The sequence below is a fragment of the Arcticibacter sp. genome, assembly GCF_053551015.1.
In genome coordinates this window covers 184,381-206,955 of sequence record NZ_JBMQOB010000009.1, presented here as the reverse complement: position 1 = coordinate 206,955, position 22,575 = coordinate 184,381, and the positions used below count along the sequence as shown (strand labels likewise).

Annotated in this window: 20 protein-coding genes; 4 read left to right on the top strand and 16 right to left on the bottom strand. The window is 44.9% G+C overall.

What is annotated here, in order from left to right:
* Positions 1-333: 333 nt before the first annotated feature.
* From ACO1NU_RS06270 to ACO1NU_RS06205, 14 genes are all read right to left on the bottom strand, one after another.
* Positions 334-933 carry a LutC/YkgG family protein gene (locus tag ACO1NU_RS06270; RefSeq protein ID WP_448817615.1) on the bottom strand — a complete coding sequence of 200 codons (600 nt, stop codon included), beginning with the start codon at positions 931-933 and terminating at the stop codon, positions 334-336.
* A gap of 5 nt (positions 934-938) precedes the next feature.
* Positions 939-2,312: a lactate utilization protein B gene (locus ACO1NU_RS06265; RefSeq protein ID WP_448817614.1), complete on the bottom strand. Its 1,374-nt coding sequence runs from the start codon at positions 2,310-2,312 to the stop codon at positions 939-941.
* On the bottom strand, positions 2,309-3,043 hold the full coding sequence (locus tag ACO1NU_RS06260) for a (Fe-S)-binding protein (protein ID WP_448817613.1): 735 nt from the start codon (positions 3,041-3,043) through the stop codon (positions 2,309-2,311). Before ACO1NU_RS06260 ends, ACO1NU_RS06265 begins: the two co-directional genes overlap by 4 nt.
* Entirely contained in the window at positions 3,040-4,425 is a 1,386-nt protein-coding gene (locus tag ACO1NU_RS06255; RefSeq protein WP_448817612.1) for an FGGY-family carbohydrate kinase, read from the bottom strand. The genes ACO1NU_RS06260 and ACO1NU_RS06255 overlap by 4 nt, the downstream gene beginning before the upstream one ends.
* Positions 4,426-4,502: 77 nt before the next feature.
* Positions 4,503-5,777, bottom strand: a complete 1,275-nt coding sequence (locus ACO1NU_RS06250; protein ID WP_448817611.1) for a sugar isomerase — start codon at positions 5,775-5,777, stop codon at positions 4,503-4,505.
* Positions 5,778-5,850: 73 nt separating this feature from the next.
* A complete protein-coding gene (locus ACO1NU_RS06245) occupies positions 5,851-7,968 on the bottom strand; it encodes a bifunctional aldolase/short-chain dehydrogenase (protein ID WP_448817610.1) in 2,118 nt (705 codons plus the stop codon).
* Between the two features lie 17 nt (positions 7,969-7,985).
* On the bottom strand, positions 7,986-9,062 hold the full coding sequence (gene rhaT / locus ACO1NU_RS06240) for an L-rhamnose/proton symporter RhaT (RefSeq protein ID WP_448817609.1): 1,077 nt from the start codon (positions 9,060-9,062) through the stop codon (positions 7,986-7,988).
* Positions 9,063-9,154: 92 nt separating this feature from the next.
* The gene (locus ACO1NU_RS06235; protein WP_448817608.1) at positions 9,155-9,703 is read right to left on the bottom strand and encodes a DUF3347 domain-containing protein; all 549 of its coding nucleotides are present in this window, start codon (positions 9,701-9,703) and stop codon (positions 9,155-9,157) included.
* A gap of 34 nt (positions 9,704-9,737) precedes the next feature.
* Positions 9,738-10,940 carry an efflux RND transporter periplasmic adaptor subunit gene (locus tag ACO1NU_RS06230; protein WP_448817607.1) on the bottom strand — a complete coding sequence of 401 codons (1,203 nt, stop codon included), beginning with the start codon at positions 10,938-10,940 and terminating at the stop codon, positions 9,738-9,740.
* A 13-nt stretch (positions 10,941-10,953) separates the two neighbouring features.
* Complete coding sequence (locus tag ACO1NU_RS06225; RefSeq protein ID WP_448817606.1) at positions 10,954-12,186, bottom strand: efflux RND transporter periplasmic adaptor subunit; 1,233 nt, start codon at positions 12,184-12,186, stop codon at positions 10,954-10,956.
* Positions 12,164-13,414 carry a TolC family protein gene (locus ACO1NU_RS06220; protein WP_448817605.1) on the bottom strand — a complete coding sequence of 417 codons (1,251 nt, stop codon included), beginning with the start codon at positions 13,412-13,414 and terminating at the stop codon, positions 12,164-12,166. The genes ACO1NU_RS06225 and ACO1NU_RS06220 overlap by 23 nt, the downstream gene beginning before the upstream one ends.
* Positions 13,398-15,338: an efflux RND transporter permease subunit gene (locus ACO1NU_RS06215; RefSeq protein ID WP_448817604.1), complete on the bottom strand. Its 1,941-nt coding sequence runs from the start codon at positions 15,336-15,338 to the stop codon at positions 13,398-13,400. Before ACO1NU_RS06215 ends, ACO1NU_RS06220 begins: the two co-directional genes overlap by 17 nt.
* On the bottom strand, positions 15,328-16,632 hold the full coding sequence (locus ACO1NU_RS06210; protein WP_448817603.1) for an efflux RND transporter permease subunit: 1,305 nt from the start codon (positions 16,630-16,632) through the stop codon (positions 15,328-15,330). Before ACO1NU_RS06210 ends, ACO1NU_RS06215 begins: the two co-directional genes overlap by 11 nt.
* Before the next feature lie 89 nt (positions 16,633-16,721).
* On the bottom strand, positions 16,722-17,120 hold the full coding sequence (locus ACO1NU_RS06205) for an HYC_CC_PP family protein (RefSeq protein ID WP_448817602.1): 399 nt from the start codon (positions 17,118-17,120) through the stop codon (positions 16,722-16,724).
* Between the two features lie 164 nt (positions 17,121-17,284).
* On the opposite strand from ACO1NU_RS06205, the gene ACO1NU_RS06200 reads away from it, so the two are divergent.
* The 4 genes from ACO1NU_RS06200 to hemN all read left to right on the top strand — a co-directional run bounded on the left by ACO1NU_RS06200 (position 17,285) and on the right by hemN (position 21,453).
* Positions 17,285-18,499: a PAS domain-containing sensor histidine kinase gene (locus tag ACO1NU_RS06200; protein ID WP_448817601.1), complete on the top strand. Its 1,215-nt coding sequence runs from the start codon at positions 17,285-17,287 to the stop codon at positions 18,497-18,499.
* On the top strand, positions 18,471-19,523 hold the full coding sequence (locus ACO1NU_RS06195; RefSeq protein ID WP_448817600.1) for a response regulator: 1,053 nt from the start codon (positions 18,471-18,473) through the stop codon (positions 19,521-19,523). The genes ACO1NU_RS06200 and ACO1NU_RS06195 overlap by 29 nt, the downstream gene beginning before the upstream one ends.
* Before the next feature lie 84 nt (positions 19,524-19,607).
* Positions 19,608-20,084 (top strand): lactate dehydrogenase, encoded by a 477-nt coding sequence (locus ACO1NU_RS06190; protein WP_448817599.1) that lies wholly within the window; start codon positions 19,608-19,610, stop codon positions 20,082-20,084.
* Positions 20,085-20,088: 4 nt separating this feature from the next.
* Positions 20,089-21,453: an oxygen-independent coproporphyrinogen III oxidase gene (gene hemN, locus ACO1NU_RS06185; RefSeq protein ID WP_448817598.1), complete on the top strand. Its 1,365-nt coding sequence runs from the start codon at positions 20,089-20,091 to the stop codon at positions 21,451-21,453.
* A 10-nt stretch (positions 21,454-21,463) separates the two neighbouring features.
* On the opposite strand, the gene ACO1NU_RS06180 is transcribed toward hemN, so the two are convergent.
* Together ACO1NU_RS06180 and ACO1NU_RS06175 are read right to left on the bottom strand one after the other, a co-directional pair.
* On the bottom strand, positions 21,464-22,144 hold the full coding sequence (locus tag ACO1NU_RS06180) for a sulfite exporter TauE/SafE family protein (RefSeq protein WP_448817597.1): 681 nt from the start codon (positions 22,142-22,144) through the stop codon (positions 21,464-21,466).
* Entirely contained in the window at positions 22,141-22,569 is a 429-nt protein-coding gene (locus tag ACO1NU_RS06175; protein ID WP_448817596.1) for a FixH family protein, read from the bottom strand. The genes ACO1NU_RS06180 and ACO1NU_RS06175 overlap by 4 nt, the downstream gene beginning before the upstream one ends.
* Positions 22,570-22,575 lie beyond the last annotated feature (6 nt).

The following is a 22,575-nucleotide window of genomic DNA, read 5'->3' as shown; positions in this document are numbered from 1 at the left end:
TTGCAAAACTATCTACCGTCACATTCAGGTAATACTGGTTATCGCAGGAATTGGTCATTAAACGGTTATCGGAACTAAATTAGGGTCTTTTTTAGGATTACGTATCCTGTAGCGTCCTGTTTCTGACACATAGTGCATATATGAAACAGAGTTGTTACCGGGAATAGAGGAGCACACGGTGGGTCCGCATCATTTCAGCAGGCTTTTATGCAGGCCGCTTCTCGCTTCATCTCTGGTTACGTTCTTCACAGACCGGCGATACTGTCGCCGAGTAGATTTGCGTGCATCTAGAGGCACACAAATCTACTAAAAGCAACATGTCTGGCACATGATCTATGCCCAGATGAATACGGTTAAACTTCGTGGACCATGAGCTCCAAGAACAAGTGACTGTTCGATATCTGCAGTCTTCGACGGACCGGCGATAAAGGCGCCAAATCCCGTGTTGTTATTTCCTAATAGGGCGTATGCCTGGTGCATATTGCCAACTATGTTCTGCTTTCTGACAACAAGGGCCAGGTGCTGGCAAATAAAGGGAACTGCCCGCTGCATCATATTTCCCTCAGGCACCCAGAGAGCAGCGTTTTCAGCCACACCCATTTCCGCCTGCAGAATAGCTAACTCCACATCTGCGAGGAGATGAGGATTCTCCTGGGATATATCCGTTTCGGCGATCTCGCTTAGTTCGGTAAACGAAGAGATGATTCGTGCCGGCGAGATAAACTGCGCTGCCAGAATCTCTTTTATTCCATTGAAGTCGCTAACCTCAAATACTCTTCCGCCGATAGTGACCGCTGTAGTCTTGAATTTTTCAACAATTTCTTCCACTGTAGGTGTTCCATTGTCAGTCACCGGAAGGTTAAGCGATGGCAAAGGAAGAAGGTCTGGTTGGTTAGCCTTCAACGCTGCTAATATTGTATTCTTGCTTGACATCCTGTTTAGTCGTTAGACTTCTTTCTATTTTTTGAATACCATTCCCTGAAAGACTCTTTTGGAGGCTCGGGCATTTCTCTTTCCTTATACCAGGGATTTAATTTATTGCTGACCAGTGCCGGAAAATGCTTCATAAACCAACGCCCTGACTTACCGGCAACTTCAAATACTGCGGGGTTACCGAAAGCAAAAGCCATCGCTTTCATTCCTGCTGCCTTGGTTTGACTTACATGGCCTTCCTTTACCAAAACCTGCCTCCATTTGTACAACTGATCATGGATATCGATCTTAACGGGGCATACGTTTGAGCATGATCCGCATAATGTGGATGCAAAAGGCAGATCCGCATGATCTTTCATGTCGAGGTTAGGTGCGAGAATCGCTCCGATTGGTCCTGCAATAGTCGTATGATAGCTATGCCCTCCGCTCCTGCGATACACCGGACATGTGTTCATACATGATCCACAGCGGATACACTTCAGCGAGTTGCGGAAGTCGGCCCTTCCAAGCTGACGACTTCTGCCGTTATCGACCAGTATAATATGCATTTCCTGACCTTTACGCGGCTTCATAAAATGGCTTGAATACGTAGTGATGGGTTGCCCCGTGGCACTTCTGGTCAGCAAACGTAGGAATACGCCGAGGTGCTTACGTTCGGGAATGATCTTCTCGATGCCCATTGACGCGATATGTACATCTGAAAGATGCGCACCCATGTCTGCGTTACCTTCGTTGGTACAAACGACGAATTCGCCGGTTTCAGCAACCGCAAAATTCACTCCCGTAAGTGCGATCTTCCTGGTGAGGAATGTATCCCTTAAGTGTTGCCGGGCAGCCTCTGTGAGTATCTGAGGATCAGCCTCTCCGGCTGCAGTACCCAGGTGTTCATGGAATAAGTCTCCGATTTCCTCTTTTTTCCAATGAATACAGGGAAGTACAATATGGCTGGGTGGTTCTTTAGCCAGCTGAACAATGCGCTCACCCAGATCAGAGTCAATCACTTCAATGCCGTTGTCTGCAAGAAAGTCATTCAGATGACACTCCTCGGTCAGCATCGATTTACTTTTCACCATGCGATCGGCCTGGTGCTTTTTCATGATGGAAAGAATGATTTCGTTATGTTCCCGGGCATCAGCCGCCCAATGTACATGGACACCGTTATTCAGGGCATTGGCCTCAAATTGCTCCAGATAGGTACTTAAGTTTGACAGTACATTATTTTTGATCTGTGAACCGGTTTCCCTTAACCACTCCCACTCTGGGATAGAATGAACTGCCCTATCCCGCTTCTGCCGGATAAACCATAGTGTTTCATCATGCCAGTCGACTCTGGGCTCGTCTTTGTTGAACTCTTCAGATAATGCCGCGTGATCTTTCATATTCCGTTTAAAATCTCTGCTATATGCACTACTTTAACATTACTTTTTTGTCTGCGCAAAATACCCTCCATATGCATGAGGCAGGAAAGATCGGCTCCTGTGATATATTCTGCTCCGTGCCGTATATGATCGGCAACACGGTCTTTACCCATTTTAGCTGATACTGCCTCTTCGGCAACGCAGAAAGTTCCTCCAAATCCACAACATTCGTCCTGTCTGTCCAGATCCACGATCTCCAGTCCTTCAACCATGCTAAGCAACTTACCAGGTTTGGAGAAAGGAGGGGCGACAAGCTCAGTCATCTGAGAAAGATGCAGACCGCGCAAGCCATGGCAGCTTTGATGAACTCCCACTTTATGAGGAAACTTCGCCTGCAGGCTCTCGACTTTAAGAACATCAGTTAAGAATTCGACCAGTTCGTACACTTTTGTTTTTAAGACTTCAGACTGCTGAGGGTCTTTTTCAGAATGCAGGTGCTCCTTGAGATGCAATACGCAACTGCCCGAGGGAGCAACTACATAGTCGAACTCTGCAAATATTTCCGTAAACAGCTCGTCACATCCCCCTGTAAGATGAGAAAAACCTGAGTTGGCCATTGGCTGGCCACAACAGGTTTGCTTTTTCGGATAGACCACATTAACACCCAACTTTTCCAGCAACTGCAAAGTTGCGATGGCAGCATTAGGATAAAACTGATCTACATAACAGGGTATAAATAACCCAACGGTCATAATACTAATTCTGAGGCTGAATAAAATTTCAAATCAATAATATTTGTTGGCAGCGCGTGGCTGTTCCAATGCTGATGAATGGCAAGTGCTGCCCCAATGGATGTGGCCTGAGCTACCGAAGCAGCAAAAACTTCCATCTCTGGAAAAGCAGAAGCCAGCAACTGCATATAGATCGGATTCTTACTGAATCCGCCGTCAACAAAGATACGCCTAACATCGGTACCGTCGAGTACAAGCTTACTCGCTTGAATTTGCAATTTTATCAGGTCAATTATCAATTGATGGTAAGCCTCTTCTGCCGACAGGAATTTGGATAGATCCCGTAAGCCGAAGCCTGATGCAACCAAATCTCCGGATTGGGTGGTGGTATCAACCGCCTGATGATGCTGTTGAATGCGACTGATAACGTCAGCATTATATTTAAGATGCTTATAGAAATCAGGCTGTTCGCCGAAATGCTCTGCTATGCGCTTAGCCTGAATACCATGCTCATTGCCGGCAAACAATCTAGACGCCTTTACAGGCTTTCCTTTGTAGCTGATATAAGACAAGCAGTCTTTCTTTAATTCGGCCTCTGAAAGAGGTAAATCATTGAATGGATTTAGACTGACGCACCATGTTCCTGTAGATAGTAGCATGAAAGGTTCATGAAAACTGGCCAGGAATGGGATCAAGGCTGAAGAGCTGTCATGGAGTCCAATACCCGCAGAACAGCTTTTTCCATTAAGATCTGCTTTAAATGCAGCGTCTGAAGGCTGGATAGGAGCAAGCTTTTCTGCAATGCCTTCTTCATTCACCCAGCGGTGATATGTATTTGCCTCAAAGTCCCACAATGCGGTGTGGCAGCCGATACTTGTCATATCTGTATACAGCTGTCCGGTGATAAGAAAGCTGAGGTATTGAGGAAAATGCAAGGAAACCTTTGTTCTGTTAAATATCTCCGGTTTCTCGTATTTCAACCTGTACAGCTGCATTCCGGAATTTAAGTTACCGAGAACAGGGGAAGCCGTTTCTTTCGAGAACTGCAGCTCATCACCATAAGATGCGTTGAACTGCTTTTGCAGGTGTTCAGGATAGGGCTTAAGATAGTTGTAAATAGGTGTAAGAGGCTTGCCTTCTTCGTCAAGGTGGACAAATGTTGCACCATATGCAGAGAAGTTTATCCCTTTAATTTCATATCGGTCAAGTGCAGTAACCTCGGCAATGGTATCTTTAATCCAGGATGTTAGCAGTTGGATATCCTCGCATGGATCGCCGTCTTCATCAACAGTTTCGTCGAATTGTGCCGTACGCTCGAGAACAATTTTATACTGCTCATCAAAAAAGAAAATTTTCTTGTTGGTTTTTCCAACATCAAATACTGCAACAACAGGGATCGGCATAATCAAAAGTTAAAAGTCTATAAATAAACATAGAGCTAAAAGCCAAATGCCTTTAGCTCTATTCTGTAAACAATCGATTATAAACCTGTTGCTACTGTTTTAAATCCTCTTTCTCCGATAAGTTTCTCTCTTACCTGAAGTTCTCTGAACAATCCTACCGGATTTAAAGCAGCGTTAGCGCGAAGTCTTGCTTCTGCTACAAGCGGACGAACGTCAGTACGGAATGCATTCTGCAAGATCTCCTGGCAACGCACTACGTCATTCTGCATACGGGCTTCTTCAAGACCCATTTTGTCAACAAGTAATGCCTGTGCATAGGCCATCATGATAGCTTCTACCGACTGAAGAAGATCTTCCAGAGGGTCTTTCACGTTGTGAGATGCATCGATCATCCATCCGAGTCCACTCGCGTGATCCATTCCCTTTGCGTCCATTCCAGCTACAAGCTCATTGAAAATGAGGAATAACTGATACGGTTTCACACTGCCTGCAGTTAAGTCATCATCACCGTATTTGGAATCGTTGAAGTGGAAACCACCTAACTTGCCTTCCATTAATAACAGTGATACAATCTGCTCGATGTTTGCATTAGGCAAATGGTGACCTAAGTCTACAAGCGTATAGGCTTTTGGACCAAGTTTGTTTGCGAACAGCAAAGACTGTCCCCAGTCTCCCACTGTCATAGAGTAGAAGTTTGGTTCAAAAGCTTTGTATTCTACAAAGATCTTCCAATCCTCAGGCAGAGCTGCATAAACTTCCTGAAGACTTTCAAGCGTATTTTCAAACGCGCGACGGAAGTTAAGCTGACCCGGGAAGCAAGAACCATCCGATAACCATACGGTTAAAGAATCTGATCCTAATGCAACACCATGCTTAATTACTTCGATATTGTGTTCAACAGCCTGCTTACGCACAGCTTTATCAATGTGCTGCATGGAGCCAAACTTATAGCTTTGATCCTGACCAGGCTGATCCTGGAATGTGTTTGAATTCATTGCATCGAAACGCAATCCATATTGCGCAGCCAATACCTTGATATCCTGAATATTTTCAGGGATATCCCAGGGAATATGAAGAGAGATAGCACCGCTGGATTGGTTTAATTGATGAAGCAAACCTATATCACCCATTTTTTCTTCCAGACTACGCGGTTCACCACCTCCTGAGAATCGTCCGAAACGAGTTCCACCAGTACCCAGTGCCCAGCTTGGGATAGCGATTTGAAACTTCATCAGTTTCTGTACGATATCCTCTGTACCCTGAATATCCTGGGCCAAAAATTCAAACTTCCTTTGATGCGATTGAGCTAATTTACTGTTGTGCTCCTCAATCTGATACCTCTCAATTTTCATATACTATGGTTTTAAACAGAGCTTCAGCAAACGTTCACATGAACGAACCAGCTGAAGCTCTCAAATTTGGTTTCTATCTCACAAATGCCATCGCCACGCCACCATCAACGTTTAGCACGTTTCCGGTTGACTTATTCATCAAGCCACCAACCAGAACAAAACATGCGTTAGCAATATCTTCCGGCAGGATAATCTTGTTTAGTAAGGTACGTTTAGCATAATATGCAGGTAGTTCGGCTACTGTTACACCGTATGCTTTCGCGCGGCCTTCAGCCCATCCGCTTTCCCAGATTTTACTGTCTGAAATAACTGCATCAGGGTTAACCACGTTAACACGGATACCGTCATTTCCTAATTCTGCTGCATTCAGTCTGCTCAAATGTAGTTGGGCAGCTTTTGCAGATCCATAACCTGCATTATTAGGACCTGAAACAAGTGCATTTTTACTTACAATGTTTAACACGTCGCCTCCTAAAGACTGCTTGCGCATTACTTCAATACCTTTTTGAGTAACCAGGAATTGTCCTTTGACTAATACGTCGTAAAGAATATCCCAATCTTTTTCTGTATGATCCTGAATTGGCTTTGAAATCGACAGTCCGGCACAGTTAACAATGATATCTACTCCTCCGAATGCAAGAGCAGCTTCATCATAAGCATTTGCGATTTTTGCTGAGTCTGTTACGTCGAGCAGAACAGCAGCAAAAGCATCTTTACCGAACTGAGCATTGAACTCTGCTCTGGCAGATTCCAGACGGCCAGAATCATTATCGTTGATCACAACAACGCCACCCTCTTCGATAAAACGTTTCGCGATTGCCTTGCCAATACCTCCGGCACTTCCTGTGATCAGGGCAATACGTCCTGACAAAGGCTTAGGTTTTGGCATACGAGAAAGCTTTGCTTCCTCAAGCAACCAATATTCAATATCAAACGCTTCCTGACGAGGTAAAGATGTGTATTCTGACACAGCTTCTGCCCCTTTCATCACGTTGATTGCGTTGGTATAAAATTCAGCTGCAACACGGGCAGTCTGTTTGTCTTTCGAAAATGTGAACATACCCACACCCGGAAACAGGATAACCACCGGGTTAGCATCACGTACAGCAGGGCTGTTCGCGTGCTTGCATGTTTCATAGTACTCCTTATACATCTGGCGATATGCTTCAAATGCAGGAGCAAGCTTTTCTTTTAATTCTTCTACGTTAGACAGATCCACATTTGCGTCCAATTCAAGAACAAGAGGACTGATCTTAGTGCGCAGGAAGTGGTCAGGACAGCTGGTACCTAGCGGAGCCAATCTATCCAGATCATTTGAGTTGATAAACTCCAGAACACGTGCATCATCGGTAAAATGACCCACCATGTGACGCTCACTTGAGCAGAACCCTCTCAGCACAGGAGCAATCGCTGCTGCCTGTTTTCTGCGTGCTTCAGCATCCAGGCTCTCTATACGCTGACCGCCGAACACTGGTCTGTTTTTACCAAAGTTTTGCTCCAGGTATTCCGCTGAAGCCTCAATAACTTCCAGACTGTTGACATAGCATTCGTAAGCTGTATCACCCCATGTAAATAAACCATGAGATCCCAGCATAATGCCACGGATGCCCGGGTTTTCAGCCAGACAACGTTTCAACTGAAGACCAAGATCGAAGCCTGGTCTCTGCCAGTCTACCCAGCCTATAGTTCCTTTGAACAGCTCTTCCGTAATCTTCTTTCCATCTTTTGCTGCAGCGATTGCGATGGCTGCATCAGGATGAAGGTGGTCGATATGCTTGAACGGAAGGAAGCCGTGTAATGGCGTATCGATAGAAGGCGCTTTCGACTTTAAGTCGTATATGCAGTGGTTGAAAAGCTCAACCATTTCATCTTCCTGCTCTATTCCCTTATATACATTTTCAAGATTTCTCAGACGATCTACATAGAGTCCGGCAAGTCCGCTACGAGTCAAGGTTCCGATATCTCCTCCTGAACCCTTGATCCACATCACTTCGGTATCAGCGCCGGTAAGTGGGTCCTTCTCAACCGTCTTACAAGACGTGTTACCACCTCCGTAGTTAGTCAGGCGCAAATCAGCTCCAAGAAGATTGGACCGGTAAATCAATAAAGCTACTTCATCACCTTCCAGCTTTGCGGCAGCAGCATCATCCCATAGATAGTTAACGTGTTTGAAATCAGTTACGATAGACATATGTTATTTAATTTATTTTATTTCAATGAGTTCCCGTATCCCACAACGAGCACTGACACAACAATTGTTAAAATTCCCCCAATAATTGTTGTGTATGTTTTGCGGCTTACACCTTTCCATTCACTCAGTACGATTCCCCAAACGTTCGCAATCAAAATGATAAAAGCCATGTGTAAAATCCACGAACTAGGTCCATTACCCAGCCTGCTTTCTCCCATTCCGTAGAAGAAGAACTGCAGGAACCAGGTTATACCTGCCAGCGCAGAGAACGCCACATTTTTCAATATTGGCGTTTTCGCGTCTGTATAATTTTTAAATGTTTTATTCCGGAAATTCAGGATCATGCACCAGATAAAGTTCGTTGTTAATCCTCCCCAAAGGACAACTACGTAGGTCACGTTATTTTGGAACAGAAACTCACCTTCGCCTGGATTAACCGTTTTCCAGATTTGGTTCGCAGCTTCTGCCATGGGCTTACCTGCTTCAAGACCGAAGTTAAAGCAGGCGCTGAGTACTCCGGAAATAACCGACACCAAAAGACCCAATCCTATTTTGAATTCATTGCTTGTAGAATCCTTGCTTGCCTTGTCAAGCTCCTTCTCCTTCATCACGCCAGCTTTTCCACAAAGGAAGATTCCGACAATACAGATTGCGATACCCAAAAGTACCATTTGTCCCCATGAACTGGTGACCAGCATGGTGAACGTATCTTTCCCTTCTGCCGGGAAAAAGTCAAAGTATATAGAAGGGAGCAGTGATCCGAAAACCATGCTGATGCCCAATATAATGGAGCTTCCAAGTGATACTCCCAGATAACGTACCCCGAGTCCATAAGTCAGTCCGCCGATACCCCAGAGTGTACCGAACATATAGGTCAACCACAGAATTCCACCATCAGTCTGACGAATAATATCAGTGTAATTTGGAATAGTGAGGTACGCGGCAAGAGGGGGTACTATAAGCCAGGAGAAGATCCCTCCGACTATCCAGTAACTTTCCCAGGCCCATCCTTTAACCTTCTTATAGGGAATGTAAAAACTCCCCGAGGCAAACCCTCCAATAAAATGAAAAATGACTCCAAATAATGCTGACATTTATTTATGCTTATAAATTAGTTTGGCTAAAAATAAATAAGAGAGCATTAATATCCGTCATGCACTGTCATGGCGGGAAAAAACCGCAGGATCTAGTTGATTTCCTCTTTTACGCTTCCGCAGGTCATCATTTCATCGCCATAATACGGGTTACGAATTGAAGCTTCGCTTGCCAGCCAGTAACCTCCCTGATTGTCATTCGCCATAGGACAATACTGTTTATACACGGCTCCACTAGTGATTTCGGCTGATTTCAGCACCTTTTCAATTTCAGTACTTAGCTCATTAAATGGCTCTCTCTGAAGCTTCAATGAAGACGCGCTGGCAATCTTTGCCGCCAGGTCTGCCGCCTTCGTCTGAGACCCTGCGTTGAGAGAGACCTGCAATGCACCTGCCGCGACACCGGCATCTTTCTCGTTAGATTTCACGAGCGCATCTTTGAGAGCGATATAATCCGAGTAGATATGACCAATCTTTTCATCTTTAAAAGTCAAAGCCGCGCTTTCACCTTCTTTTACTTCCTTAGGCTCAGTCGAAGTATTCACTTCGTTCTTATTATTACCTGAAGAACAGGCAACAATCGTCATAACAGAGATAAGACCAGCAGATAAAAGTGTTTTTTTAATGTGTGTTGATTTCATTTTGTAACTATTTAATTGATGAATATTCTTTTTGTTAATGATGGTGTTCAGCTATGGGATTTCTGCCTTTTTTTAGGATAAACTCACTCGTCAGCAGATAGGCCCCTGAAGTCACCACTTCTTTCACGTTCTCAAGACCAGATCGTACAATTATTTGCACCGCATCTTCGTCGCCTGTAACTACCTTTCTCGGCTCAAAGGTACTCTTCCCTGTTTTAATCCAAACATGCGCCCCTCCTTCTCCCCTAACAATCGCATCTAATGGCAGTGAAATCCCTTCCACCTTCTCCATTGCAGGGAGGAGGATACTGGCCTGCATACCGGGCTGAAGATTACCGCTATTCCTGATAGTTCCTCTGATCTTTATAATCTGACTTGAGGGATCAACCTGAGGCGATATGAAGTCTATACGTACTTCGTGCTCACCCCCTGCCTGACCATTCACAGATACCATCATCGGCATGTTTAGTCGCAGCGACTTCGCCTCATCAGGGTATACGTCAGCTTCCAACCAAAGTTGGTTGAGATTCTCGAGCCTCATTACAGGCGTCCCTTCCGACACATACTGGCCTTCTAGTATATTGAGCTCACTGATCACGCCGGAGCCGGGAGAATAAACGACAACAGACGGTGCCACTTTCCGCTGACTTCTCAGACTACGCATCTGAGCTTCCCCGAAACCCAATAACCTCAGCCTGTTCTCAGCTGCCGCGTAAAGAGTCTGATATATCTTTTCTCCGGGAAAGGCAGCCATCTGACTCGCCTGAAGAAGGTACTCCTGCTGAAGTGCCTGGAGCTCTTCACTGTATATTCGAAAAAGCGGCTGACCTTTTCTGACAGGTTTCCCGGTTTCCTTGAAAAACACCTCTTCGACTCTACCGGCGTATTTCGAAGAAATCATTGTTGTGCTCTGAGGATTGAAAAGGATTCGCCCGTTTAACACTTTAGACGACTGGAAAACATCATTTCTGATAGGCCTTGTCTTGATATTCGCCAGTTGCATCTGACTGGCACTTAACATGATCTCATTCCCATTCCCCGATGCTGAGACCGGAACCAGGTCCATTGCGCAGATGGGGCAAGTCCCCGGGTGCTCACTAATCACCTGTGGGTGCATCGGGCAGGTATATGTTGTGGAAGATACATCAGCACCCTGATCTTTCTGGCTCCCCGAACAGGCCACCAGAAACAGGAGAACGAAAGCTGCGATACACTTCGATATTTTCTTCTTAGTCATGATCTTACTTGTCTTATTGATTATCTACCTGAATAAAACTTTCACCATCCATCAGGAACCCGGCATGCAAGGCAACTTCCTCATCAGTAACAGCGCTTCCCACATTGATCCAATTTCCTGCAGAGGAGAGCACATTTACTTTGACGGGCTTGAATACTCCATTCTTCCTTACGAACAAAACAGAACTTGCACCGAGTTGCTGTACCGCTGAACGCGGCAACCATGTGCCATCCTTCCTGACTTCTTTCAAGTTTAACTGCACCAGTTCACCTACCCTCCAACGCTTATCGGAGTTTGGGAGAACAACCCTAACCAGGGGATAGCTGGCCGTGTTGGAGTAGTAAGGCTGAATCATGTTCACTGCGACCTCTGCATGTTTATCTTTTGAGTCTGCTGAGATCACAGAAACACTTCCTCCTCGTTTGAACGACTGTATCTGATCCGGCTTTATATAAAACTCCGCCCTGACTTTATCGGCATTAATCACCTTAAACAAAGTCTGCCCCTTTGATACGTATTCTCCTTCTCTCAAGCCCAGGGGTTTAGTTCCGGGAACAACAGGGACATCCTGACTTGCGGGTTCTGACAAGCCCGCGTCAGCCATTCCTCCCATCCCACCCGATGATCCGGTGGTCGATGATGACGAAAGAACAGTGCCGCCAGCAGGCATAGCAGAATTCCCGGCTTGGGCTGTATTTTCGATGATATAACCGGACGATGTACTATAGACAGCAATCGCATGATCTACCTTGCCGGTTTTTAGCAGCGCATTTATCTGTTGTTCTGAAACTCCAAGAAGTAACAGCTTCTTTCTGGCCAATGCTGCAAGTTCCGGTTCATTGTTCCTGTGCAGAAAAAGGAGCTCCTGCTGAGCGTTGACGAGATCCGGACTGTAGATCTCCATGATTTTTTGTCCCTTTGAGACTTTCTGATAGTTGAACCTGACGTACAGTCGTTCAATACGTCCGCTAACCCGTGAAGACAGACTACTCAGATTATCCTCGTTGTAATTGATAACGCCCTGAGCTGTTACACTTTCAAAGCGGCTTCCCGTCTGTGGTCTGATAGTTTCTATGTTGGCTACTACTACTTCGTCAGTTGGCTCCACCAGGTGAGATATGCTGTCGTGCACAACATCATGGCTCATAGCCTCATGCTTTCCCTTATTATTGCGGTTACACCCTGAAAAAATCAGGGCAAACGCAGAAAGGAGAATAGGAATCCTATCTCTCAATATTCTTTTCATATTCAACAATCATTTCGTAAAAGCGCTGCAGCTGATCAACGTAGGTCATCTCCGCCATGTTTACGGCTTCCCATCCGTCGATTACTGTATTGAGGTCTTCCTTATTTTCCTGATAAGAAAGCATAGAAACCTTGAGGTTCTTTTTCAGGGCAGGCAAAATCTTGTCCTCATAATTTCTCAGCTGCTTTTCCATATTCCTTAAGTCGTTTTCCATCCCACGGGTCATTCCCAGCATCTCAGTAAGCATGGATTCTTTTTCTTTCCTCATGGCCTCCTGCTCAAAGCTCATGGCCTTCACTTCCGACTTGTACATGCCCGAAGACCATGGCGCAATCGGAATAGAGATCATGCCCATGAGCGAATACTGATTAGGCATCATTTGCGACCTGTTTGCCATATGCTCAAATCGTATCCTAAAATCTGGCTTTGCTTCTTCCCTCATCTGCTGGATATTCCTTTCCATGGCTAGAATCGAACGATCCATCTGAATAATATCGCTCCTGTTTGCCGAGAGATAAGAGGTATCCAACGAAGTTAAAGGACTAAATCCGACTCTTAAGGTGGTGTCTACGGTAAAGTCGACATCCGCCCGGCGATTCATAAGCGCATTAAGAGCAATCTTCTTCGATTTGATCTCTCCTGCCGTCATGAGAAGCATATTATCAGTCTCGTACAACCTACCCTCGGCTTTGAAAATCATCCCCAGCGAACCTTGATTATAGGGATAACGAACTTCCGCCAGCTTCTTCATTGTCTGCATAATCATCTTGCTCTCCTGCTGATAAGCCGCCCTCTTATGAAGTGTCAGAATACCATAGTAAAGTTCCTTTGCTCTTGCTCTCAGCTGATTGGCTTTTATCTTCTGTTCAGCTTGAATAACTGCCGACTGCGCCAAAACAGATTTCTCTTTCGCTTTGATCTTTGATGGGTTGGGAATATCCTGCTCAGCAGAAAACATCCAGGCCCCTTTTTCAGCATCATCCATCAACTCAGCTCCCGGGTAAGGTGTCATGAACGTTCCTGCTCCCACCATAGGAGCCATCCATGCCTTCGCTCCTGCGGCCTTCGCCTCGTTGCTTCTCACCCGGCTTTCAAAAGCCTGAAGGGACGGATGATTCCGGGCGACCTCTTTCAGCACCTGATCAATCGTCAGAACCTGCTGTCCGAATAGAATAGTGGGTAAACTAAGCAGCAGCGTGCAAATCGTATTTCTAATGCTGTACATCATATACCTCCAGCTTTCCAAATTTCTTTAACTCGTATTCCTTGGTCATCAAAAAGATCAGAGGAGTGACCAGAAGGATATGTGTCGACGATGTTAACACACCTCCGATCATGGGCAACACGATAGGTTGCATCATGTCACTCCCTACACCGGTAGACCATAAAACCGGAATCAGACCAAACAGGGCCACACAAACGGTCATGATCTTAGGCCTCAATCGTTTGGCAGCACCGTGGATAACGTATTCTCTGAGATCCTCTTTGCTGATCGTTTCGCTCGAATTTCCCTTCAGGGCAACTAACTGCCGCATGGCATCGTTCAGATATATCACCATTACAACCCCCGTCTCCACCGCAATTCCAAACAGAGCAATAAAGCCAACGGCTACCGCCACAGACAGGTTGACACCCCAGAAAAACACCAGATAGGCTCCTCCGATCAGTGCAAACGGTATGGTGATTAAGCTGAGAAACGCCTCTCTGATGGACTTAAAGGCAAGATACAAAGCCACCAATATGATCAGAAATACCACGGGGAGGATATATATCAGCGTCTGTTGACCTCTGATCAGGTTTTCATATTGCCCACTCCATTCGATGAAATAGCCGTCAGGTAATTTCAATTCCTTATTTAACTTATCAACTGCACTCTGAACCGTAGCCCCCAGATCTCTGTCGCGCACGTTAAACATGACAGCCCCCCTTAATATGGCATTGTCAGAGGTGATCATTGGCGGCCCATCAACGAAACGAATGTCGGCTACCGCGGAAAGAGGTATGATACCCGCATTTGAAGACTTTAGCGGAATTCGCTTTAGCCGATCCAGACTGTTCCGAAACTCCTGTCCCAGCCTGAGGTGAATTCCAAATCTGCGTCTTCCTTCAATTGTTGTCGCAAAAGGAGCTCCTCCAATTGTTGTTTCAACCAGGGCATTCACATCATCCACAGTTAAACCATAACGATCAAGCTTGTCACGCTTGATATCGATTTCGAGATATCTGCCCCCAGTAACCGGTTCTACATACAGATCCTTTACACCTTCAACATGTTGAAGCAGGGAGTGCACCTCCTGTGATACAGAAGCGATCTTGGCAAGATCCTGCCCATGCACCTTCACGCCCACATCTGTGCGGATGCCGGTCGATAACATATTGATCCGATTAATGATAGGCTGTGTCCATCCATTTACAACACCAGGGATCTGCAGCTTTGTATCCAGCTCATTGATAATGTCCTGCTTCGTAATTCCGTCCCTCCATTCACTCTTGGGCTTAAGAGAAATAATGGTCTCAATCATCGACATAGGCGAATTATCTGTAGCCGTATTCGCCCTTCCTGCTTTTCCCAACACTTTATCCACCTCAGGAACTGATTTGATAATTTTATCCTGTACCTGCAGTATTCGCTTGGCCTCCGCATTAGATACGTCTGGCAAAGTAACGGGCATAAAGAGGATCGACTGTTCATCCAGAGGTGGCATGAACTCCCGGCCCAGACTCATCAAGAGCGGGATACTGATCAGCAAAGCAAGAACATTCACTCCGATAGTTGTCTTCCTGTGACGCATACATGCTCTGATAACCGGCTCGTAGATTTTCTCCAACCATCGGTTTATCGGATTCTCGTTTTCTGAACGAAACCGACCCTTCATAAAAAAGGATATCAATACAGGAGCGAGCGTCACCACAAGCAAAGCATCAATAATCAAGATAAACGTCTTGGTATAGGCAAGTGGATGAAACAGCTTGCCCTCCTGACCAGTTAACAAAAACACGGGCAGAAATGAGGCGATAATGATGACAGTCGAATAAAATACACCTCTTGAAACCTGCTTGCAGGCTTTCTCGATGATGCTCAACCTTTCTTCGTTTGAAAGCCTGACGTAATCTTCTTCGGAGTTCTTCCTTTTAAAAAATTTATTCCACATGTGAATCTCCCTTCTTTCTTAATTTACCAAGTTCTTCCTGGCGCATGGATAGGTGTTTATAGGCGTTCTCCGACATGATAATTCCGTTGTCTACGATGACTCCAATTGCAAGAGCGATACCCGTGAGTGACATGATGTTTGAGGAAATATCCAGAGCGTTTAGAATTATAAAGCTTGCTGCGATCGTGATCGGAATCTGAATCACGATACTCACTGCGCTCCGCCAGTGAAAAAGAAAGACAATGACGATCAAGGACACGACAATCATTTCTTCAATCAGCGTAGTAGTGATAGACGAAATGGATTCTTCTATAAGCTCTCCGCGATCATAAACGATATTGAATTTCATGCCTTCAGGCAGTCCCTTCGATATTTCCGTCATCTTAGCCTTGACACTCTTGATCACTTCATCAGCGTTCTCCCCATACCGCAATACCACGATACCGCCAACGGCTTCACCTTCTCCGTTATAATCAAATATTCCCAAGCGGCTTTCTCCTGCCATCTGGACGGTAGCAACATCTCTGACCCTGACCGAGATGGAGTTCTGGTTCTTCACCGCCAACTGGCTAATCTCCTCGATTGACTTCAGGTATCCGGTGGTTTTGATGATATAACCGATATCACTCATCTCAAATTTCCTCCCCCCGGCTTCGTTGTTGTTGGCATTAACTGCGCGCATTACCTCCTGCACAGAGACATTATAATAATTGAGCTTATTGGGATCAATAGTGATCTGATACTGTTTCTGAAATCCGCCGAAAGACGCAATCTCACTCACACCCGGAACATTCTGCAAAGCAAACTTGACGTACCAGTCCTGTACAGCCCGTTGTTCACCCAAATCCATGCCGGGAGCATCCAGCGTATACCATAAAATATGCCCCACTCCCGTACCATCGGGACCCATTGAGGGTGTAACTCCATCAGGAAGCGAGTTGCCTAATGAACTAAGACGTTCGAGAACACGCGACCGTGCCCAGTAAACATCCACATCATCTTCAAAGATGACATAGACGAAGCTCATTCCAAACATAGAATTTGCACGAACATACTTTACCTTAGGTAAGCCCTGAAGGTTGGTTACCAGAGGATATGTAATCTGGTCCTCTATTATTTGCGGGCTTCTGCCCATCCATTCGGTAAGTACTATTACCTGATTTTCGGATAAGTCAGGTATCGCATCAATCTTACTAGTTTTGACAGAATAGAGCCCATAGGCAAATACCAAAACAGCAAACAGCAATACCAAAAACCTATTTCGCATTGAGAATGCGATAAGCTTTTCTACCATGAAATTTAAAATTTGTGCTTAATGATCGTCAATCGAGACACGTTGACTGAATAGCATCAGGTAAGAACACCTGGCAAAAAAAGACTAGTCTATATTCGGAAGCTGCAGACCTGCAGATATTTATCAACATCAGAAATGCCTGGAGGAGAATTTAACAGCGGGTGTGCCTCCGTTACCTGGAAATAAGGTTGTAATGCAACACAGAGGGCCGATGATCTCAGGGAGATGACAAAAACTTTAAACTGATAATGATTTTCAGCGACCTTTTGAACCTTATCTACTTTGACCTCTTTAGCCTGGTGTTTGCAACAGTCATCACTATCGCCTGTCTTCATGCCACACCGGCTACATTTCGAAGATTCGTCAGACTTTGTTGACGAAAAGCCCCACTCTACCAATTGCCCCATGCAATGGTGGAAATGCATAGTAGCCCCCGATGAAACACCGAGATAAAAAACAGCTAATATGGCAACAATGAGCTTCTTCATTTTTCTTCTCCAAAGATAGGTAATTTCCAAATAAAGGCTCTTACATAATTATCTATTCTGTTTACACATAAATCAATTCAGAAGGTAACTGTTAGCTTATTAATCCGTAAAGGCGATTAATATTTAAATTTATTACTTTTGGAAAACCAACGTACGTTTTGCGAATGAATGATGCAACCCTTTTACATGCCATAATAGACAACGCAATAGATGGCATCATCACCATCGATAAAAGAGGTTTAATTGAATCTATAAACCCTTCAGCATGCAGGCTCTTTGGCTATCTACCAGAGGAAGTAATTGGCAGAAATATATCTATACTGATGCCAGAACCTGATCATTCCCGCCACGATGAGTATCTTAATCGCTATCAGCGCACAGGAGAACGACATATTATTGGCATTGGCAGAGAGGTTCGCGGACTTAGAAAAGATGGCGGTCAGTTTCCCTTCCGGCTTGCAGTCAGCGAGGTTGTCCTTACTGACAGGACCATTTATGCGGGCTTTATCAACGATCTTACCCGCGAAAAAGAAGCAGAAGAGCGGATTAGAAACCATGCAGCACAGTTGGAAGAACTTGTGGAAGAGCGAACCGCTTCTTTGCGTAAAACGGTTCATGCATTACAGGAAGCGAAAGAAGAAGTGAGCCTCTCTCTGGAAAAAGAGAAAGAACTGAACCAGTTGAAAAGCAGGTTTGTATCGATGGCGTCCCACGAATTCCGCACTCCTCTTAGCTCAGTTCAACTGTCAGCCTCCCTTATTGAGAAATATTCACTGCAGGAAGACACCAAGAACATTTCCAAGCACGTGAATAAAATTAAAAACGCCGTTGGGAATCTAACGACTATTTTAAACGACTTTCTATCACTGGAACGTCTTGAGGCAGGCCGCGTCGAACCCACATTCACCCGTTTCGATCTAGTAAAACTTTCCGAAGAGATCACCGAGGAAATGCAGTTGATCACGAAGCAGAATCAGAATATTATCTATGAACATACCGGGCTTACCAGCATCGTGATTCTTGACCAAAACTTATTAAAAAACTGTATAATCAACCTGATTGCAAATGCTATAAAGTACTCAGGGGAAAATACATTTATCGAATTCAATACCGAAGTAACGGATAGTCAATATATCATCACCGTTAGCGACAATGGCATCGGAATCCCCGAGGCCGATCAAAAACACCTGTTTCAACCCTTCTTCCGGGCACACAATACGGGTAATATTCCAGGAACGGGCCTCGGGCTGAATATTGTACGACGCTACGCGGGATTGATGAACGGCTTCGTTCAATTCGAGAGTATCATTAACAAAGGAACAAAATTCACTATATCTTTTTCTTCAAACGATGAAAAAAACGTCCATTCTAATTATTGAGGATAACGATGATATCCGCGAGAGCACTACGGAGATCCTTGAGCTTGCAAATTATCAGGTCTACCATGCTGACAACGGAAAAACGGGTGTTGAACTCGCCATAAAACATCTTCCGGACATTATTCTTTGCGATATCATGATGCCTGAACTGGATGGATACGGCGTTTTGTTCATGCTCGGAAAAACTCCGGAGACCTCGGCTATCCCATTCATCTTTCTCACGGCTAAGGCAGAGCGGGTGGACATGCGTAAAGGCATGGAGATGGGTGCTGATGATTATCTGACAAAACCTTTCGACGATGTTGAACTGTTGAACGCCATCGAAAGCCGCTTGCAAAAGAAGGAACGCCAGGAAGCCTTTTACAACAAGTCATTAGAGAAACTGGATAATCTGGTTAACCGGGGTGATGGACTTGCTGAACTCCAGAAGCTCGTTGCCGACAGGAAAATCAGAACCATCAAAAAGAAACAAATCATCTTCTATGAAGGAGACAGCCCTAACGGCCTGTATCTGCTGCTGAGCGGTAAGGTAAAAACCTTTAAGATCAGTAATGATGACCGTGAACTGCTCACATCTCTATATGGCCCCGACGAATATATCGGCGTAAATGCACTGCTCTCAAACGAAGTCTACCATGAGACTGCTGAAGCTGTAGAAGATTCTTCTATTTGCATGCTTCCAAAGGAAATGGTTGATCAGCTTGTTAATCACTATCCAGAGGTCGGTAAAGCTTTTATCAAGATTATAGCGAACAACCTTCGTGAAAAAGAAGATCAGCTCTTGCAGCTGGCTTATCATTCCGTGAGAAAACGCATGTCTCAGGTGCTTCTTCGTCTCGCTGGAAATGATCCCGAGAATGCAGTATTGAGAATATCAAGGGATGACCTTGCATCAATGGCTGGTATGGCAACAGAAACCGTGAGCAGGACACTAAGCGATTTCAAGACGGAAGGACTAATCGAAAAGAAAGGCAGCCAGATAATCATTTTAAATGCAAAAAAACTGATAAACATGAAAAACTGATCAATATCACTTTTCCATTTGACTCACCTCATGGAGCCTCAAGGCACTGCTTCTTATCTTTGAATATACATTATCTATTTAAAAATGAGAGCAGTAGCCTACAGCATCCGTTCCTATGAAAAGGAGCCACTGGCAATAGCCAATCGAAAGAAGCACGAAATAACCCTGATATCAAATGCACTCTGTCTCGAAACAGCTGAATATGCTACTGGTAAACAAGCAGTTATCATATCAGAAAAAGACAGTATAACTCCTGAAGTTATAAACCGCCTTGCTCAGCTAGGCGTAAAGTTTATAGCAAGTCGCGCATCTGAATTTAAGCAGATTGATAAACAGTCGGCCAGCAAACACAATATAAAGCTTGCAGTTGTCTCTTCAACTGCAAAAAGCGATATGTCAACCTCAGCTTTGGGTAAATACTATGCTGATTGCGCAAATGAGACGATCTCCAATCTTGACACCTGGCAGAATGAACGATGCGAAGGTGGCAACTGTTCTGTAGCTGATAATTGCGGAAGCCTTGTCATCAGCAACGAAATACGTACCCGCGCAACAGGTTAATCTTATGAATTCCGAAGAACTTATTGGCAAGTACCATGTACCTGCGCCAAGATATACGAGCTATCCGACAGTTCCGTACTGGGATAACACATTTATGGGAGTCGATGCCTGGAAAGAATCAGTGAGATTTTCCTATGATGAAAGCAACAGCAAGGACGGCATCAGCCTCTACGTCCATTTACCCTTTTGCGAGAGTCTCTGCACCTATTGCGGATGCAACACAAGGATTACCCGAAACCACAAGGTGGAGGAACCTTATATTCTGACAGTTCTCAAAGAGTGGGACCTGTACCGCAGCATATTTGAAGAAAAGCCGGTGATCAAAGAGATCCATCTTGGCGGAGGAACTCCCACTTTTTTTAGTCCCGATAATTTAAAACTCCTGATAGAGGGTCTTTTAAAAGACGCGATTATTCATCCTGAAGCTGAATTTTCATTCGAAGCTCATCCAGCCAACACAACTGAAGAGCATCTGATAACGCTATTTAGCCTTGGTTTCAGAAGACTGAGCCTCGGAATACAAGACTTCGATCCGCTGGTCCAGTTGATTATCAACCGAATGCAATCCTACGAGGATGTCAAGATTGTAACAGATAAGGCTCGGGAGATTGGTTATACCTCAATCAACTTCGACCTCATATACGGCCTGCCGGTACAAACATTAGATGGACTCAAGGACACCATATCGCAAATCCTTAGCCTAAAACCGGATAGGATTGCCTTCTATAGCTACGCGCATGTTCCATGGATCAAGCCGGGACAAAGACGGTACACGGAAAAAGATCTGCCGTCTATTGAATTAAAGCAAAAGCTGTATGAGCTTGGTCGCGGCATGTTAACGCAGGGCGGATATATCGAAATTGGTATGGACCATTTTGCACTTCAGACAGACTCCTTGTATAAAGCGCAGGTAAACGGCCATCTTCACAGAAACTTTATGGGCTATACCCACCAGTATACGCAATTAATGATTGGTCTGGGTGTATCTTCGATCAGCGACAGTGGCTATGCATTCGCACAGAACGAAAAGAAGGTTGAAGACTATACCGCACGCGTAGAGCAAGGTTTGATTCCCGTGTTTAAAGGACATCAGCTGAGTCAGGACGACCTGTTGTTCAAAAGCCATATTCTCAACATCATGTGTAAAGGAGAAACTTCCTGGGAGCAGTCGACTTTAAAAAATGATGCCTTCCAGGCAGGACTGGAACGATTAAGGCTGCTTCAGGAAGACGCACTAATTTCAATGGGACCTTATAAGCTAACTGTTCCTCCTCAGGGACAACGTTTCCTGAGAAACATCTGTATGGCTCTTGACGCAAGATTATGGGCTAATCAGCCAAAAACCGTCATGTTCAGCATGGCAGGATAATAAAAAACAGTTAACTACAAACTTCAGTTGAGGGAGCAGATTTAGGGCTGAGATACGGCAGATCTAAGTCTGCTCCTCTCAATATAAACCATAAACCGAGGAATATCATAAAGTAAGGTACCGCGCGATTGATTTTCTTCCGAAAAAGCGGTCCTGTCAATCCAAAGCCAAAGGTAGCAAGCAGCATTAAGGGTAGCGTGCCCAGACCAAATAGCGCCATATATTTCACCGCGTCAATGGTATTACCTACGCTAACGGCTCCGGCCAAAGCCAGATAAACAAATCCGCAAGGCAGCAGTCCATTTAAAACACCCGTTATAAAGTGTCCGGCTTTATTCTTTAAAGCATAAGTGAACGCCCGGTTAAAGATACCTATTCCTACTGAGGACCGCACCTGCGACCGGACCTTGAAAACGCGGGATAAGCCGGCAATTAAGATCAACACGCCACTCAGGATGCTAATAAATTGCTGCAGTCCCGCAACCCAGAGCTGCCGGCCAATGAGCCCTATCAATACTCCCAAAAGGCTGTATGAAACAATTCTTCCAACCTGATACAGCAGCTTGTCTAAAAGCACCAGCCACCAGCTCGCGTGCCTTGAAGGGACTGCGAATGCAAGGGGACCACACATCCCCAAACAGTGAACACTGCCAAACAAACCGGTAAAGAAGGCCAGATACCAAATACTCATTGCAGGTAAACTTTCTTTTTGAATACGTATTCAGATGTGTCACTCTTCCACTCCAGCTCCAAATGCCAGTAGCCGCTCGACAGGTCACTAAGTCTCAAACTCGCCGCTCCACTTGAATCACTTGTAATCTGAAACACACGATCCATGTCTCGGTTGCTTGAATGCAGAAGCTTAGCAACACCCTTAGCAGGTAGCTTGAAGTGTAAATCCAGCTTCTTGTCAGGCCCAAATGAAACAACAGGCTCCGCAGCATCCCGCTGAACGTTCTGAATCTTAAGGTACTCAGCATCATAGTTGAGCCCTTTTTGATAATAATCTTTTTCAACCAAGTCGTCCTTGTCACTGAAGATCATTTTCATGCTTAATACGAGAATAAAAGACATAAATAAACCCAGCGCAATAACTAATTTTGTTCCCCAATTCATTTCTTT